Origin of the sequence: Cedecea sp. P7760, assembly GCF_013386425.1 — a bacterium.
In the GTDB taxonomy this organism is placed as follows: domain Bacteria; phylum Pseudomonadota; class Gammaproteobacteria; order Enterobacterales; family Enterobacteriaceae; genus Cedecea; species Cedecea selenatireducens.
Genome location: NZ_JACARU010000033.1, coordinates 1 through 15,724 on the forward strand (window position 1 = coordinate 1; position 15,724 = coordinate 15,724).

Here is a 15,724-nt window from a genome sequence, read left to right on the forward strand (position 1 = left end):
CCACACACCGGATTGACAGTTATCTCAAAGAGGGCAGTTATTTCAATTTCACTGCATAACACATCACGTTATCGACACTACATGTTTGATTATCTTCTGTACAAGCGTCTGAGCCTGTTGAAATCCACCCTTGAGAAGCAAGCCCTGAGGAATCTAATGATGCTTGGCAAATATCGCCATAATTGCTGCCAGAATTGACATACCACGTTTTGCGTTCCAGTGCGCCTGCACCTGATGGTTTCCACACACCGGATTGACAGTGAGTATGCTGAACTGTGTTATCGTCCCCTATTTTTTGAGGGGGGGTTATGACAGTTAAACAACGCATAAGAAAAATGGCCTTATCCAAAGCGCTGGATAAATATTGCCGAACCGTATCCGTACACAAGCGGGGGCATCTGCAGGAGTTTTACCGCATTAACGTGATTAAGCGCTCATCACTGGCGGAAAAGAACATGGATGAAATAACTTCCGTTGACATTGCCTGCTACCGGGATATTCGCCTGAGTACAGTCAGTGATCGGACGGGGCGTCCAGTCAGCGCAAATACTGTGCGGCTGGAGATGGCTCTGCTTTCTGCGATATACAATCTGGCGCGCATCGAATGGGGTACATGTACGCATAATCCTGTGGAATATGTGCGTAAACCCCAAGCGTCCTCCGGCCGCACGCGGCGCCTGACATCTGTCGAGGAGCGCCGGATAGTTCGCGCGCTGCGGGCACGAAACCCCGAACTGGCAGTGATTTTTACTCTTGCCTTGGAAACGGCCATGCGCCAGGGCGAAATTCTTTCGTTGCGCTGGGAGCATGTGGATCTTCATCTGGGCATCGCTCACCTGCCGATGACCAAAAACGGTACTGCCCGAGACGTGCCACTTTCATTCAAGGCACGGCAGGCACTTAAAGAGTTCGCCGGTTCGTTCTCTGGTCCGGTATTCAGTTACACCTCAAACGGTTTTAAAAGCGCCTGGCGCAGCATACTCGCGGGGCTAGAAATTGAAGACCTGCACTTCCACGATTTGCGTCATGAAGCGGTAAGCCGTCTATTTGAGCTGGGCACACTAAATGTGATGGAAGTAGCCGCGATTTCAGGACACAAGAGCCTGAATATGCTGAAGCGCTACACGCACCTGCGCGCCACGCAGTTAGTGAGCAAACTTGATGTCAGGCGGCGGCAGGCTCAGAAATTTGTGGCCCTGTTTATCCCTTATCCCGCCGAGTTCTGCGATGTGGATAACGGGGTGTCGGTGCACTTTGCAGATCTTGAACATTTGACGTTGCCTGCCTCGTCAAGAGAGGAGGCTCTCAGGCTGGCAGCTACGGACCTGTTACGCATACAGGCTCTGGCCGCCTGCGCCGGAAAACGGCTACCTCCACCGGGGGTTGTAAAGGCTAACGACAGTCGCTGGATTCTAATCCGGCCGCTCTGATCGACCAAAGTAACACAGCTATTCCGCTATGCGGGGGACCTTGCCCTGCAGAACAATCCCTGTCCGCTATCCGGACTGGAAAAACTCTCAATCCTGGATGTCACATGCGATCTTCTCTTTTTTTTGCTGCCGCGTTGCTCGCGGCGGTGAGCATTCTGTTGTCCTGCGTGAATGATTCGAACCGTGACGTTGTTGCCAACGTGACGCAGGCGCAGCTGTCGGAGCAGTTTCTCAACTACGTTTCCGCCTTCAACGACCTCTGGAACGGCACTACCCCGGCCGACGGCGACGCTGCCGCACGGATAACCCTGCCAGACTGGCTGCCGCGCAACACCAACATTCAACTGCGTATCAGCGGGGGAGAAGGCTATATTTACGCCCCGTCTTCGCCGGGTTTCTATGCGCAGTTGCTGAAGGAAACGGAAAACAGCTCGCACTTTGGCCTGAGCGATGCGACCGGTATCAATACCCCATCCGGGAGACTTTCAAGGCCTGACTTTATTCCGGCCGGCTATGTAGTTTACGTGAGGTAACGCAATGCTGATTATTCCCGCGGTACTGATTCTATCGGTCATGCTCGCCTTTAACCTGCCGGCGCTCTATGCCGGCGCACGGTTCGCCGCTGAAGCATCCATTGCTGAAACACAGACTTACCCGGATGTGGCGCCCGTCCGGCCTCTGCTGGCCGTGGTGATGCTCTGTGGTGGAGTGATTCCCGTCTGGTTTCTGACGCACAACCTGGCTTTTGCTCTGTTTGTGCTGCTCCTGGCCAGCGCTGCTTACATCGACTGCGTGACTCAGTGGGTGCCGGATCTACTCATTTTCCTGCTCTCCTGGCTGGCACTGACAACCCTGCTGCCGGGGGGCCCCGACGCCATACCGGCACTAACCGGGGCGGCCGTTATGCTGCTGCCAGCTCTGCTGCTGAATCTCATCACCTGGCTGCGGGCGCAGCCGCTGGCGCTGGCTTCCGGTGACCTTTACGTGCTGCCGGCCATTGGCGCGTGGCTGACCCCAACCTGGTCGGGGGCGTGTCTGGCAATGAGCCTGGTGCTAACCGCGATTGCAGGAAGGTTTGTACGTGGCGTGCCGTTCATCACCGTGCTCTATCCGGTTTTTGTGGCGGTGTCACTATGTGGCGCGCTGTGATCAGTGGCCTGCTGCTTGTCGCTGCAGGCGGGACGCAGGCGGCGAAAGTGCCGCCGGATGCTGCACGTTGCTTCCGTGAGGCGGGCGTGCGGTTCAGCGTTGACTGGCGACTCCTGCAGGCCATTGCCGAAGTCGAAAGCGGACTGAACCCCGGTGCCATCGGGTATAACAAAAAGAACGGGCGGGTGCTTAGTGAGGACCTCGGCATGATGCAGATTAACTCCTCCTGGCTGCCAGTGCTTCGCCCCATGGGCATTACGCGGGAGGTTCTGCTCGGTAATGCCTGCCAGAACATTCACGTCGGTGCCTGGATACTGGCGAAGAATATTGCGCAGAACGGAGTGAACTGGACGTCGGTCGGGGCATACAACGCCGGCTTTAAAAACGCGAACGAGCCGTTCCGCATGCGCTACGCCCGCAAGGTGTACGCGCGCTATATCGAACTCACAGGAAACTGAATCATGCAGAAAGTAATGTTTAAGCGGGCGGGCATAACAGCCTGTGTCTTTTTACTCGGCTGGTCGGGGGCGGTGGGGTATCTGAGCTGGCGATATGACTTCAATTTTTCACCCTGGCAAAAGGACGAGGCGTCCATTCTCCCCCTGACGCTGGGCATTTTCAAGAAACAGTGTGTCAGCGAGAACAATGCGTTACTGAGCCGCTCGGTGATGCCGGGTACTTTCAGCGCGGCCTTTTTAGGCTGCCTTTCCGACCGCTCTGAGGTGCTCATGCACCGTCTGTCGCTAGCTGTGAGCGGGTACACATATCTGAGCTGTATGCAGCAGGCTGAAAACGAAAGGCGTCCCGGGGATGAATGTAAAAACGCCATGGAGACGCGGATGCGAGCGCAACCTCCACTGAAACAACACGCCGCACAATGACAACGTCCGCCACAACACAGTAGCCATAGGCCCGGCTCTCCGGTGCCGGAGAATGTTCCATGCAAGTTACCCATTTCTGGCGAACGCTGCTGTTGCTTGCGGCTGCGCTGTTTTTCTCTACCTCCGCCCAGGCTTACTGCTTTCGCGAAGCCGGCGCCCGATATCACGTTTCGCCGCAGCTGCTGCGCGCCATTGCACAGGTGGAAAGTGGCATGAACCCGCACGCGGTGGGCTACAACCGTGACCGACAGGGCCGTATCACCAGCCGCGACTTTGGCCTGATGCAGATTAACTCCACGCACCTGACAAAGCTTAAAGCCATGGGTGTTATCAGTGACGAACGCGATCTCCTGACGCAGCCCTGCCTTAACGTGCAGACTGGCGCCTGGATCCTGGCACAGCACCTGCAGGTCTGCGGCCTGACCTGGCAGTGCCTCGGCAGCTACAACGCCGGATTTGCGGACGGCAATCAGGCCCGCCGCATGTTGTATGCCCGAAAAGTCTATTCCATCTGGCTGGCCAGCCGCTGAACGGCACCACCCGCTTACCCTTCTGAATACCGGCAATTTCTGGAGATTTAATGAAAAAACGCATTTTGACCGCGCTGCCGGCGCTGCTGCTGTGCGGCTGCCAGCTGCATCTTCAACCTCAGCCGACCTCACCGGCACAGAGCGTCACCTCAACTCCGAAGCCTTCGCTGCAGCAGACGCAGCTGTGGATGGACGGTGAACTGCGTGAAGCGGCGCCGCTGCCCTTCGCAGCCATACGTGCCGACAGCGATCGCGTCGCCTTCAGCTGGAACGGCGACGCCGTGGAGCTGCTGAGCGCGCTTTCCCGTGCGCGTGGACAGACCTTCAGCTACGCCGGCGTGCGCCTGCCGCTGCCCGTGGACATCGAGGTGCAGGGCATGACCTACGCAAACGTGCTGCGCCTGATTGAGATGCAGACCGCCTGGCGCGCGACGCTCGTGACCTATCCCGGACAGATGGTGCTGCAATTCATGCCTTCTCTACCAGCTGAGCCGGTCAGCAACAAAAGAGGAATCCGCCGATGAAAGCCCGACTCTGCGTCCTGCTGTTGCCCGCGCTGCTGGCGGGCTGCGCGGGATTTCACTTCACTAAGACGGCACCCACGCCCGGTCCCGACGGCGCAGCGCCACCAGGTCCGGAAGCCTACCTGTCGCCGCAAAAGCGCAGCACATCTGACGTCTCTGATAATCGTCGACAGATGCTGACTGAAGGTGGACGTACCACCGGCTTTCGTGGCGGCAAGGCGCAGCGCGCGTGGGAACTCCGGCGTGACCTTGAGGCGCGCGCAAAGCTGCTCGACGCCACCTATGACTTCCGTCCTCTCATCAGCGCACGCGGCTGGCTGCCGCCGGTTATCACAGAGGCTGTGGATGTGGCGCACGTCACGCCCGATCAGATACGCACCGCGAGCCACGTGTACGAAATTGTTCAGCCTGAGCGCTTCGTCAGCAACCCGCCGACATGGAGGGGATGGCTGTTGGCCGGACTCAGCACCGTGCCACCGGATGAGCCGGAGGGCGGGCTGGTCCCGGTGAACGGGGTGCAACGCGATATATGGCAGGCGGCGGTGAACGAAGGCTGGGCAGAAGGGCGCCAGAGCGCCGACGAGACGCTGGAGGCCAACGTCAACCGCCTGACGCGCGACTACAACGGCATGCTGCAGTACGTACTTCTGCGCCGTCAGAACCTCATTACCGCGCCGGTGGTAACCGAACGTCAACAGACGGTCACAGGAAACAGCAACAAGCTCACCACTGGCGATCGCGAACGTCGTCTGGAGTCCCGCGCCGGTTTCGTCACCGACAGGGCGAAGTGGAAGCCGGTCATCAATACGGAGAAGCGCTGATGTCAGTCTCTGACCTGAAACTTTACGACTTTAGCGGCGGGCTTAATGCCGACGCGCTGCGCGGCTTCATGGTGTGGTGTGCGCGCAACAACGTGAGCGACATTCACCTGCAGGGCGACAATCACTTTGCCGTGGGCCGATACGGCCGCCTGCTCAGGGCAAGCCCCTTCGTGGTGGCAGAGGACACCATGGCCAAACTGATGGACGAGGTGTTCACTCCGGAGCTGCGCCCGCAGGTGCGCGGCGGCAATTCAGTGGATCGTGCAATGCAACTCGACGGCGACATGAACGGCCGCTGGGGCCTGAGCCGCGGCGAGCGCATACGCTATCGTGTCAACCTGCTGCAGGGCACTGCGGGGCGTCAGGACAGCACCATTGCCTGGACCCTGCGCGTCATCCCCTCGGAAATCCCGCCGCTGGAAGGCATGGGGCTGGAGCCGGAACTGATGGCCAACATCCTGCCTGCCAAGGGCATGGGGCTGTGGGGCGGTATCACTGGCTCAGGTAAGAGCACGGCGCTGGCCTCCACTTATCGCTTCTGTCTGGATAAATACCCTGACCGCAAGGTCACAACTAAAGAAGACCCGATTGAGTTCATCCTCGGGCGCCCGGGCGATGTACTCCCCCCATTACAGTCTCAGGTGGGTAAAGACATTCCCGATTTTGCTACAGGTATCCGCGCCGATTTGCGCCGCGCGCCTTCGCTGATTGGCGTCGGCGAGATGCGTGACCGTGAGACCATCGATGCAGGTATCCGTGCGGGGCAGCTCGGCCACCTCTGCCTCTCCACGACGCACATTGATTCGCCGGGCGAAGCGTTCCCGCGCCTGCTGATGGAGTTCCCGCACGAGAGCCGTGAGGCCATGGCGTGGTCGCTGCTGGGCGTACTGCAATACGTGGTGGTCCAGACGCTGCTGCGCACCACCGACGGGCGACGCACAGCGGTGCGGGAGTACATCATCATCGATCACGATCTTCGCGAGAAGTTGGGCAGCATGCCGTGGTCAAGGTGGGGCGCGCACATCAACAACATCATCCGGCAGGAGAAGCGTCGCATTGTCGACCAGGCCTGGCAGCTGTACTGCGCCGGACGCATTGCCGAATCCGAGCTGGCGGTAGTGATGTCGCCTCGCCAGCGGCGCGAGTTTGAGGAGGGCACCGCGTGAGCGAGTTCAGAAAAGAGGATTATCCGCCGGGCTTCTGGCGGCGGGCCGGCAGCGCCCTGGACTTCGTCGGCATCCCCGTCTGGCTTTTTCTGCTTTATCTCTTCTGGTTCCGCTTCCCCTCCATGAACACCCTCTACGTCGTCACCGGCATTATCGCCGCGTTTCGCGTGCTGAAAATGTTTGGCTGGGGCGTGACCGAACTGCTGACGCGTGTGGCACGCCTTGCGCGTGGCAAAAGCCTGAGCGGTCGTCCGTGGTGGTACCGCCGGTATACCGACGGCGAGTAGCCGTCCTGACACAGAGTCACAGGAGGATTAATGAAAACAGCGGACTACCCGGTGTGGCTTGCGGTCATGCCGGACCAGCGCGATGCTGCGCGCGCCGACGCCGGGAAGCACCCGGACGGGGGCAATGCCATCACGTGGGATAAGGAGGCGCAGCTCTGGTACGCCCGCCCGGGCGCAGACCTCAGCCGGCTGCAGGCCTGGCTGCCAGACCCGATGAGACGCAGTGGCGGCGGGGACCCGCAAACAGAGTTTCTGGATGCACTGACCGACGCCGGATTGATTATTGACGGCCTGCCGGTGATGGATGGCGAGATACACCGGGTACCTGTCACCGACGGGCCTAAAGGCAACGGCGACGGCGTCTACCGCGGATTTCTGAATGGCAGTAAGCCGGGTGGCTGGTTCATCAACTACTGGACCGCCAAAACGCATAAGGACATAACGAAGTGGAAGGGCACGGGCGGGGAATCCGATCCGATTGCCCGCCTGCACATGAAGGCGGTTGCACGCCAGTCCCGCGATGACTCCGCGCGCAGGCAGGCGGATACCCATGCCCGGCAGACGGCCAAAGCGAAGGCGCTTTATGAGCGCCTGCCGCCCGCCGACCCGGACCACGCCTACCTTCAGAGAAAGGGCGTGACGGCGGATGACGGAATCCGGCAAACGCGTAACGGCGCGCTGGTTATCCCGTTTCAGGACGTGGACGGTGCGTTCCGCACGTTACAGTACATCCCGCCGGACGGCGAAAAGTACCTGTTTTCCGAGGCACCGAAGGCTGGCCATTTCAAGGTGGTGGGCGGAACGCTCACGGACGGGGAGCCCATCCTGTACGCCGAAGGCTACGCCACGGCGCGCAGCCTGAACGAGGTCACCGGCCGTCCGGTGGTGATGACCATTGACGCCGGGAACATGCTGAACGTGGCGAACGTACTCAGCAACCGTTATCCGGGAAGCCCACACCTGTTCATGGTCGACTTTGATCACAGCAAACCGGTTAACACCGGGCTCGTGATGGGGGAGCAGGCAGCGCTTAACACCGGCGGCAAAGTGATTATCCCCGAATTTACGGCCGCAGAGCGCGCGGCGGGCCTGACCGATTTCAACGATGTGCACCAGTCCCGCGGTACGGAGGCCCTCCGGGCTGACCTCCTGCCACAAATCCATCAGGCCCTTACCGGGCTTCACTATAAGGAATATGTCATGGCTACATCTGACGACGCACAGCCTGCGTCGGATAATCTTCCACCACCGTCCCCGGCCGCTGACGAAGCCACACCTGCACGCCGTCCCGGGGTGGCTAAAGAGAAGACTGACGAGATCCTGAAACTGCGCGATGAAGGGCTGAAGCCCACACAGATTGCAGAGCGACTTGGTATAGGTCAGACCAGCGTTTACCGTATTTTGAAGGCGCAACAGTCAGATGCTGCTGCAGAGCCTGTTACATCGGCACAGGATCGTGACGAAGTACCATTGATAGAAACAACACCAGACGTTGCCAGCGATGAAGCATTAACTCTCGTTATTAGTGAGTCGGATTCTAAAGCCCCGAGCTTTGAACCTGTGGAGGCAAGGAATGCTCAATCACCGTCAGAAAGCTTGACAGCCGTTAATAGTGAATCACCTTCTAACGAAGTGGTTTCTGAACCGCTGCAGACAAGGGGAACTCAACTATTGCCGGAAAATGCAGACAATATTGCGCGGGCGATTGCCCTCTCTGCATCCGGGCTGAGTCTTGCGCGTGTGGCTGCCGAGCTGAACCTCGGTATGGGGGAGACGCACCGTCTCATCCAGGCAGGAAAGCAGCAGGAGTCTTCGTTAGCTAAAGCGACATCAGGTCATGATGAAGTAGATTTCAGTTCTGAATTCGGTGATATCAACCGCAGGCTACGGATTCTGAAAGATGAGTCTGACACTCTTACTTCGGACGAGAAGGCTATGCGGCTGGGAGAGCTCATTAATGAGCGAATAGGGCTGACGGCAATGTGGGCACTGAGTAATCCTTCAGGAAGTGGTCAGTGGCCATCTGATGAAAGTGAAAAGTTGGAGGCTGAATTACGCGTTGAATTGGACAGACATTCTGAATTTTCACCTTCCCCTTTAGCAGCTGCTTTCGGTGAGGAGAACGCCATTCTGGTAGGGGCAGCCCGAGTATCGCCGCAGGCAGAAGATACGCCGGCGTCTTCCGGCTCAAATGCGTCCCGCATCGATGCTGACAAGCTGTTGAGCCGCATAACGCACGAGAAGCAGCCGGATGGCCAGAGTGTCCTGTACCGCCTTGACGGCGATCCCGCCTTTATTGACCGGGGCAATCGCCTGGTCATGGCGGAGGGTGCCAGTGCCCACGAGGAGAAAGTGCTGGCCGCGCTGCTGACCGCTGCCAACCATTATCATGGGCGTATTGAGCTCACCGGCAGCGAAGAATTCAAGGCGTTTGCCATCAGTGTGATCGTAGCCAATAAGCTGGACGTGAGTATGAAGAACGCCAGCCAGCAGGCGGACCTGGACGCTGCTCGTCGCGCAGCGGGCCAGCCGGCCACGCCAGTCGATGCGGTGCGCGGTGACCCGCAGGCCCCGCGTACGACTGAGGCCCCACCCGCGCAGCCAACGCCGGCCAGCGAATCATTGCAGAATGCCGTTCCAGTGACAGTGTCACGTCAGCAAGGCCCCGAACCGATCCCTGATCCCGCGAAGCCGAAGATTTCTCCGGCGGTTCACACTCCAGCGGAAAAGGCCCGCGAGCCTGTGACCGGCAAGGTCACTGCCTTCGGCCAGGCGCCGTTCCGATTTGAAGAAGGTCAGAGCGAAAGCACCTTTATCACGCTGCGATCGAAAGAGGGGCAGCAGACTTTCTGGGGTAAAGAGCTGGCCGGGCTGCTGCGTGAGACGAACTTGCAGCCCGGGCGTATGGTGACGCTTCAGTGGCTGGGTGAGCAAGCGGTGACTGTGAAGGTGCCAAAGAAGGATGGCGATGGCCATATCACACACTACGAAAACGTTCAGGCGCGCCGCAACCAGTGGTCGCTGGCGCCGCTCGGTGGAACCCGCGTGCAGACGGGGGCCGCCGACATGGTGCCGCTCTCGGCCGTGGACGTGAACCGCTATACGCAAATCCAGCACACATTGGTTAGTCGCCTCGGGCTTGACATGGACGCACCGCCGAAGCCGGCAGATGGCCTCTACTGGCTGAAACCGGACGGGCAGGGAAGCGCGCAGCCAGGCGACCCGCTGTCGGCACCGCGTCCGGAGCACAATGAACGGGCTGGTACGCCGGTGATGTCCGCGTGGGGCAAGGACGGGCGACCCGACCTGCTGCTGGTCCAGGGCGACGGAGACTACCTGCAGGGCATCGTGAGGCAGAACGGACACTACCAGCACGTGCTGGTGAGCCTGCCCGGCAGCACGGAGGCGCCGCCGATGGTGGTCAACCTGCTCACGCCGGAGGGCGCGCAGCCCATCGGCAACGGCAACGGCATCAACCGCTCCAACGGGCAACCGGTGCAGCGCGAGCATGTGGTGGTGCGTCTTACTGGAGACGAGCAGCCGCGCATTGCGAAGCTCGATGCCCCGGCAGACGTGCCCGCCGCGCTGCACGCCCGCCTCGGCTACGACGAGCGCTACAAAGCGGAGTCCGGCTGGGTAAAGGAGCAGCCGGCAGCAGCACCACAGGCAGCACCGGTCACGCCGCCGCGGCCGGCCCAGTAATCGATCCTACCGGAGATTTCACATGAAAAAGTACACAGCGACCGCCCTCATGGCGGTCTTTTTCTGTAGCACCGCCTTCGGTGCCGGTGCCGCCACCTGTCGCTCCGGCACGGCGGCACAGACCGGCAGTGAAGCGGGCTATAACGCTGCCAAAAAGGCGAACGATGCGTGGGCGGCCCGCGAGAGTCAGACCTCAGAACAGTTGCAGAACTGCCTGTCCGGCATCCGCAACATCTCCATCAGTCTGCCGCATCTACCAAGTTTGCAGGACATCATGAATCAGGCGTCAGAGAAGGTCTGCGGGGCGCTCACTGACAAAGTCAACAGCCACCTGCCGACCAGCATCGACCCGTGGCAGTCCTACGGCCTCTAAGGAGCACTCATGCAAAACCCTCAACCCGCAGCGCCGCCCGAGGGGGCGGGCGTGGCTCTGACTGACCCTGACGCCTATGAACACGCGGTACAGGCGCAGCACGCTCGGTCGCTGGGCGCCGAGTTTGCGCGCAGTTGCCTGAAGAAGCTGGGATGGAGCCTTATTCTCAACGTCATACTGGCCATTACTGTCGGTGTGCTGTTTTTCCTGTATCTGAACGTACCGCGGGAGTACTTCGCCACGGAAGGCGGGCGCATCACGCCTGTTTACGCGACAGATAAGCCGGTGTGGAGCGAAAGCGACGTGCGGCAGTTCGGAGCGGACACCATCAGCAAGGCCTTTACGCTGGACTTCGTGCACTACAAAGACCAGATGACGGCGGCGGCAACGGACTTCTCCGAGGAGGGCTTTGTCGGCTACAACCAGGCGCTTACCACCGGTTCCAATATTCTGGCGCTGATTAAGGACAAGCGAATGAACCTGTCCAACACCGTGGAGCCGGGTGTCATTACCCGGCGTGGCGTAGTTGGCGGGCGTTACACGTGGGAGTTTCAGTATCCAGTAATGATGAAGCTACAGGGACAGAATAGCAGCACCCCACCGCTGCGCTACATCTTCACACTTCGCATTCAGCAGGCGGACCCGCGTCTCAAGCCACGGGGCCTCGAGGTCACGCAAACCATCACCAATAACGCAGGATAATCCTATGAGCAACTTTCGCACGCTGGCCCTGTGGCTGGCGCTGTGTGGCAGCGCGGGGGCCGCCACGTCAGCGGGCACCGCCCCGACAGCTGAAACCGGTGGCGGGTGGCGTTCCACTGCACCTGCTGGTACTGCAGCAACCGATCAGACCTCTGCGGCACAGGCTGCGGGCAGTTCTGCCGCATCTGCTGGACCGATGCCGGGACAGGCGCTGCCGCCGCCCGTGTCGGTATCGTACGACCAGGCGCAGGCAACCATTGCCCCGCTGACGCCGGATGAAATTCGCCAGCTGCGCGCGCAGCAGACCGAGCAGACCCGGGCGCTGGCCACGCCCGGTATCACGGCGGTACCACGCATCACCGCACAGACAGTGAGCCTGCAGCCGGGCGCGAGCCTGCCTCTGGTTCGCACCGCGGTGAACTGGCCAGCGACGGTGAGTTTTATCGACAGCACCGGCGCGCCCTGGAAAATTCTCGGTGATCCGGTGAGCGGCTCCCCGGATATCGACGTGAAGTGGATACCGGGCATGTCCTTTATGGTCATCACCGCAAAGCGTGACTTTGTGAACACGCTGGTGACGGTGGGGCTTGAGGGGCTGCCGGTGCCGCTGCAGATAAGCGTGATGAGCGGCGAAGCCGACACCGCGAAAAAGACCTGGACGGTGGACGCGCGTCTTGACCTGCGCATTCCCCGCCGTGGTCCGGGTGCGGCGCCTGACGCGCCGGGCCCCTCGCGCATCGGGCTGCATGACGATGTGCTGCAGGCGTTCCTGGACGGCGTCCCACCGTCGGGCGCGAAGCGCCTTAAAACCACCGGTAGCGTGCCGGACACGGCGGTGTGGCAGCAGGGCGACGACCTCTACATCCGATCGCGCGCGGATATCCGCGACGAGTTCGACACCACGCTTTCTTCGGCCGACGGCACCCACCTGTGGAAACTCCCACTGACGCCGCGCGTGGCCTTCTCCGTTGACGGGCGCACCGAAGCCATCAGCATTGCCCTGGAGTAATCATGAGCGATCAACAGAATACTGGCGGCAGCAATGTCCGCCTGATGATGAGCCTGATAGCAGGCGGCATCGTGGTGGTGATCGGCGGCGGTTACGCGCTGTGGAGCTGGCTGGCCACGCCGCCGCCGGAAACCTCCAGCGTGAACCTGACCCGTGTCGGGAGTACCACGCAGGTCAGCGCCCAGGAACAGCAGGACTACCGCGAGCGGCTACGCGAGAGCAATGCGCTGGGCGCGCAGGCCGCCGCCGCACGCAACACGAGCTTTATTGCCAGCATCCCGCTGCAGCAGGACGTTGTCACTCCAAAACCTGCCGCAGCTGCGGCGCAGGCGGCGGTATCCGTATCGCCCTCGCGGCCTCAGCCCCGCGGGCGCACGCCGGAGCAGGAAAAGGCACTGGCGGACGCCCGCGCGAAGTCACTTAACGCGCTGTTGGCAAAAATGCAGTCGGAGCCGAAAACAGACGATCTGCCGGTTGCGCAGTTGCTGGGCGGCAAGGAGAGCGGCTGGACGGCCTGGCGCGATTCTCAGCCCGGAAGCTACGTTCAACAGGCCGCGGCGCGCACTCGTCAGGCCGCCGCAAACGCGCCGCCAGCCTCTGTTGTGGTGGCGCCGTACTGGCGCGGGCCCGGTGAGATTTATACCGGCGTGAATTCTGACAACGGTACCACGCCGGTGCTGGGCCGAATCACCACCGGTCAGTACTCGGGCGCGGTGCTGAAGGCTCCCGAGGGGGCGAAGCTCTCCGGCGATGGTGTCATCATTCACTTCACGACCATGGCGCTGAACGGTCAGAACTATAAGGTGGACGCCTATGCGCTGCAGGACGATACGCTCGTGGCGAACATCGCCACCGACGTTGATCATCACTACTTCCGCCGCATTGTGCTGCCCTCGATCTTCGGTGGCACCGGTGAAGCGGGGCAGCTTTACGCACAGTCCAACACGCAGATGCTGAACAACGGCTTTAACACCGTAACGGCCCGTCCCGGACTGCCGGACCCGACTGCGGTGGCGGGGGTGATTGCAGGCGGCATGGCTCAGCGAGCGGGCCAGGTTCTCACGAACGACGCGGCCCGTCTGCCGGACCGAACCGTCTATGTTGACAATGGCGAAGTGGTGGCCATCCAGTTCATGCGCGGCGTCTACAGTACCGACGTAGAATCACCGCAGGGCATTGCACAGACGACGTCGGGCAATACCGCACCTGCGCCCCTGAGCAGTAACCCGACCCCGACCGCCGCCGAGCTGCGGACGGAATCACAGGCGCGCATCCGCGCCGCCGAACAGAGAGGTACTTCCCGTGACTGAATTCGACCCGCAGCCGGCGCAAACCGCTCCTATGCCCCCGGCAGCGTCACCGTCCGACGCCCATAAGCAGGGCATCCTGACGCGTCCAGTGCTGCTGGGCTACTCCTTGCCCTGGCTTCTGGGCATTTTCGTGGGGCTGGGAGTGCTTGCCTGGTTCCTGTTCTGGCCCTCATCCACCTCTCAGGATGCCAGCCATCGGGCTTTCGGTCAGGATGGTGGGCTCGAGTCGGTTCAGCAGCCGACCGCGATGCCTGTTAACCCCGTCCCTGTGCCCTCGCCGCCGCAGACCGGCGACCTCACCGTTCCTGTGACAGTAAACACGGGGGCAGTGGCCGGCAGTGCGCCGGATGACCTGACCGCCGTTGTCCGCGAGGGGCGTGAGTTCGAGGCGGCTAACCGCGAGGCCATCACCCGCCTGTCAGACACGGTGCGCGCACAGACGAAGGCGCTTGCCGCGTTGCAACAGCAACTTGACGGCGTGGCGCAGGAGAATGTGCGTCTGGGCAAACTGGTTACCGTGCTGGCCGTGAGGCCACCGGCTGACGGTTCGGGGCGAGCTTCTGCAGGACGCACAGGTACGCGTTCCGCGCACGCCGGCATGCGGCTGGAAAGCCTGCAGGACGGCATGGCATGGATCAGCTGGCAGGGTCGCACGTGGGCGGTGGAGCCCGGCGACAGCCTCGGCGGCGTCACGGTGCGCGATATCAACACCGCCGAGCGCAGCGTGACGACCAGCGCTGGCGTGCTGCACTAGGGAGGCGTCATGGGCAGTTCTCTCGACGGCATTCAGATGTTGTCCAACCTGGCCTCAGGGCTGCAGGGCGCGTTCACCAACCTTGCGCTGACGCTGGGGGCATTGTTTGGCGTGATCGGTGCCGGCGGCTTCCTCGCCCGCCAGTCCTGGCTTGCCCGCAGGGTGCCCGGGCAGTCGGCGAGCGGCGGGGCGGTGCTCGCCTGGATACTGCTGTGCGGCTGCCTTGTGGGGCTGGACCAGCTTATTGGCGCGGGTGCGCGACAGGTGGGCTGGCAGGTTTCGTTTGACGCGATCAGCTATGTCGATCAGGGCGCATTCGGGCAAGGGGCTGTCGCTGCCAACGCCCTGCTGAGCTTGCTGCGTATGATCGGCGTCTGGTTCGCGCTCTCCGGCGTTCTGCTGTGGCGCCGGTCCAGAAAAGACGGTCACTCCGGGCTGACGGCGGGTAACGACGTCACCCAGGGCACCGTGAAATTTATTATTGGCGTGATGTTTGTGTGTAACCCCTATCTGCTTGACGCCTTACAGAAAACCCTCGGCCTGCTCTGAGGCGGCCGTTCAACCTTACGTCCATGCGGACGGACTCAACCGGCCATCCGGCCATTTTCAAAGGAAATTACCATGCTTACTCGCCTTTACCGCGCGGCCTTTACCCGTGCATTCATGCTGTCTGAATCCCTGCGTCAACTCACCCTGCGCGGCCTGTGCGCCTGGGCGGCGCTTATTTCGCCGCTGGCCATGGCCGATGGTGACCTGGCGGATATGGCCAAGGCTGGTGCCGATGGTGCCAAGGCTATCCAGACCAGCGGGATCACCATTATTCAGGTACTCGGTTTCTTTTCCGTGGCAGGGGGGCTGCTCTCCATCAAAGCCATGAAGAACAATCCGCAGATCAAGCCTTGGATGATCGTACTGGCCATCGTTGGCGGCCTGCTTGCTATCGGTATTCCGGAAATCATCAAACGCGGCATGACGCAGATTGGCATGCAGCCGGTCACCGTCAGCTGACGTTCAGAGCCGCCCCCCGGGGCGGCACTTCTTTCTGTTCATTCTGATACTTTCCGGCTCTCCATGATGAAAACTTTA

Annotated in this window: 18 protein-coding genes; all 18 read left to right on the forward strand. The window is 61.1% G+C overall.

Translation table 11 applies throughout. The features are described 5' to 3' along the window. The first annotated feature begins 308 nt into the window (after positions 1 to 308). The 18 genes from HX778_RS13040 (at position 309) to HX778_RS13130 (ending at position 15,646) form a co-directional block, all read left to right on the forward strand. Positions 309 to 1,430, forward strand: coding sequence for a site-specific integrase (locus HX778_RS13040; RefSeq protein WP_176982220.1), 1,122 nt, complete (start codon positions 309 to 311; stop codon positions 1,428 to 1,430). A gap of 104 nt (positions 1,431 to 1,534) precedes the next feature. After that, positions 1,535 to 1,963: a type IV pilus biogenesis protein PilM gene (gene pilM, locus HX778_RS13045; RefSeq protein ID WP_176982221.1), complete on the forward strand. Its 429-nt coding sequence runs from the start codon at positions 1,535 to 1,537 to the stop codon at positions 1,961 to 1,963. 4 nt (positions 1,964 to 1,967) lie between these two features. Continuing rightward, positions 1,968 to 2,579 carry a prepilin peptidase gene (locus tag HX778_RS13050; protein WP_176982222.1) on the forward strand — a complete coding sequence of 204 codons (612 nt, stop codon included), beginning with the start codon at positions 1,968 to 1,970 and terminating at the stop codon, positions 2,577 to 2,579. After that, a complete protein-coding gene (locus tag HX778_RS13055) occupies positions 2,564 to 3,037 on the forward strand; it encodes a lytic transglycosylase domain-containing protein (RefSeq protein WP_176982223.1) in 474 nt (157 codons plus the stop codon). The genes HX778_RS13050 and HX778_RS13055 overlap by 16 nt, the downstream gene beginning before the upstream one ends. Positions 3,038 to 3,040: 3 nt before the next feature. After that, positions 3,041 to 3,460, forward strand: coding sequence for a hypothetical protein (locus HX778_RS13060; RefSeq protein ID WP_218167128.1), 420 nt, complete (start codon positions 3,041 to 3,043; stop codon positions 3,458 to 3,460). Positions 3,461 to 3,519: 59 nt separating this feature from the next. Beyond that, a complete protein-coding gene (locus HX778_RS13065) occupies positions 3,520 to 3,990 on the forward strand; it encodes a lytic transglycosylase domain-containing protein (RefSeq protein WP_176982224.1) in 471 nt (156 codons plus the stop codon). Positions 3,991 to 4,040: 50 nt separating this feature from the next. Beyond that, positions 4,041 to 4,514, forward strand: a complete 474-nt coding sequence (locus tag HX778_RS13070; RefSeq protein WP_176982225.1) for a DotD/TraH family lipoprotein — start codon at positions 4,041 to 4,043, stop codon at positions 4,512 to 4,514. Further along, positions 4,511 to 5,335, forward strand: coding sequence for a type IV secretory system conjugative DNA transfer family protein (locus HX778_RS13075; protein WP_176982226.1), 825 nt, complete (start codon positions 4,511 to 4,513; stop codon positions 5,333 to 5,335). Before HX778_RS13070 ends, HX778_RS13075 begins: the two co-directional genes overlap by 4 nt. After that, complete coding sequence (traJ, locus tag HX778_RS13080) at positions 5,335 to 6,501, forward strand: plasmid transfer ATPase TraJ (RefSeq protein ID WP_176982227.1); 1,167 nt, start codon at positions 5,335 to 5,337, stop codon at positions 6,499 to 6,501. The genes HX778_RS13075 and traJ overlap by 1 nt, the downstream gene beginning before the upstream one ends. After that, positions 6,498 to 6,788 (forward strand): conjugal transfer protein, encoded by a 291-nt coding sequence (locus HX778_RS13085; protein ID WP_176982228.1) that lies wholly within the window; start codon positions 6,498 to 6,500, stop codon positions 6,786 to 6,788. The genes traJ and HX778_RS13085 overlap by 4 nt, the downstream gene beginning before the upstream one ends. 30 nt (positions 6,789 to 6,818) lie before the next feature. Further along, positions 6,819 to 10,490 carry an LPD7 domain-containing protein gene (locus tag HX778_RS25135; protein ID WP_255483393.1) on the forward strand — a complete coding sequence of 1,224 codons (3,672 nt, stop codon included), beginning with the start codon at positions 6,819 to 6,821 and terminating at the stop codon, positions 10,488 to 10,490. 22 nt (positions 10,491 to 10,512) lie between these two features. Beyond that, positions 10,513 to 10,863: a conjugal transfer protein gene (locus tag HX778_RS13100; RefSeq protein WP_176982229.1), complete on the forward strand. Its 351-nt coding sequence runs from the start codon at positions 10,513 to 10,515 to the stop codon at positions 10,861 to 10,863. 51 nt (positions 10,864 to 10,914) lie between these two features. Next, positions 10,915 to 11,565: a DotI/IcmL/TraM family protein gene (locus HX778_RS13105; RefSeq protein WP_370527390.1), complete on the forward strand. Its 651-nt coding sequence runs from the start codon at positions 10,915 to 10,917 to the stop codon at positions 11,563 to 11,565. Positions 11,566 to 11,788: 223 nt separating this feature from the next. After that, a complete protein-coding gene (locus tag HX778_RS13110; protein WP_370527391.1) occupies positions 11,789 to 12,574 on the forward strand; it encodes a DotH/IcmK family type IV secretion protein in 786 nt (261 codons plus the stop codon). 2 nt (positions 12,575 to 12,576) lie between these two features. Beyond that, positions 12,577 to 13,884: a conjugal transfer protein TraO gene (gene traO / locus HX778_RS13115; RefSeq protein WP_176982232.1), complete on the forward strand. Its 1,308-nt coding sequence runs from the start codon at positions 12,577 to 12,579 to the stop codon at positions 13,882 to 13,884. Continuing rightward, positions 13,877 to 14,638: a conjugal transfer protein TraP gene (gene traP / locus HX778_RS13120; protein ID WP_176982233.1), complete on the forward strand. Its 762-nt coding sequence runs from the start codon at positions 13,877 to 13,879 to the stop codon at positions 14,636 to 14,638. Before traO ends, traP begins: the two co-directional genes overlap by 8 nt. Before the next feature lie 9 nt (positions 14,639 to 14,647). Beyond that, positions 14,648 to 15,187: a conjugal transfer protein TraQ gene (gene traQ, locus HX778_RS13125; RefSeq protein WP_176982234.1), complete on the forward strand. Its 540-nt coding sequence runs from the start codon at positions 14,648 to 14,650 to the stop codon at positions 15,185 to 15,187. Between the two features lie 72 nt (positions 15,188 to 15,259). Continuing rightward, entirely contained in the window at positions 15,260 to 15,646 is a 387-nt protein-coding gene (locus HX778_RS13130) for a DUF6750 family protein (RefSeq protein ID WP_176982235.1), read from the forward strand. The last annotated feature ends 78 nt before the right edge of the window (positions 15,647 to 15,724 follow it).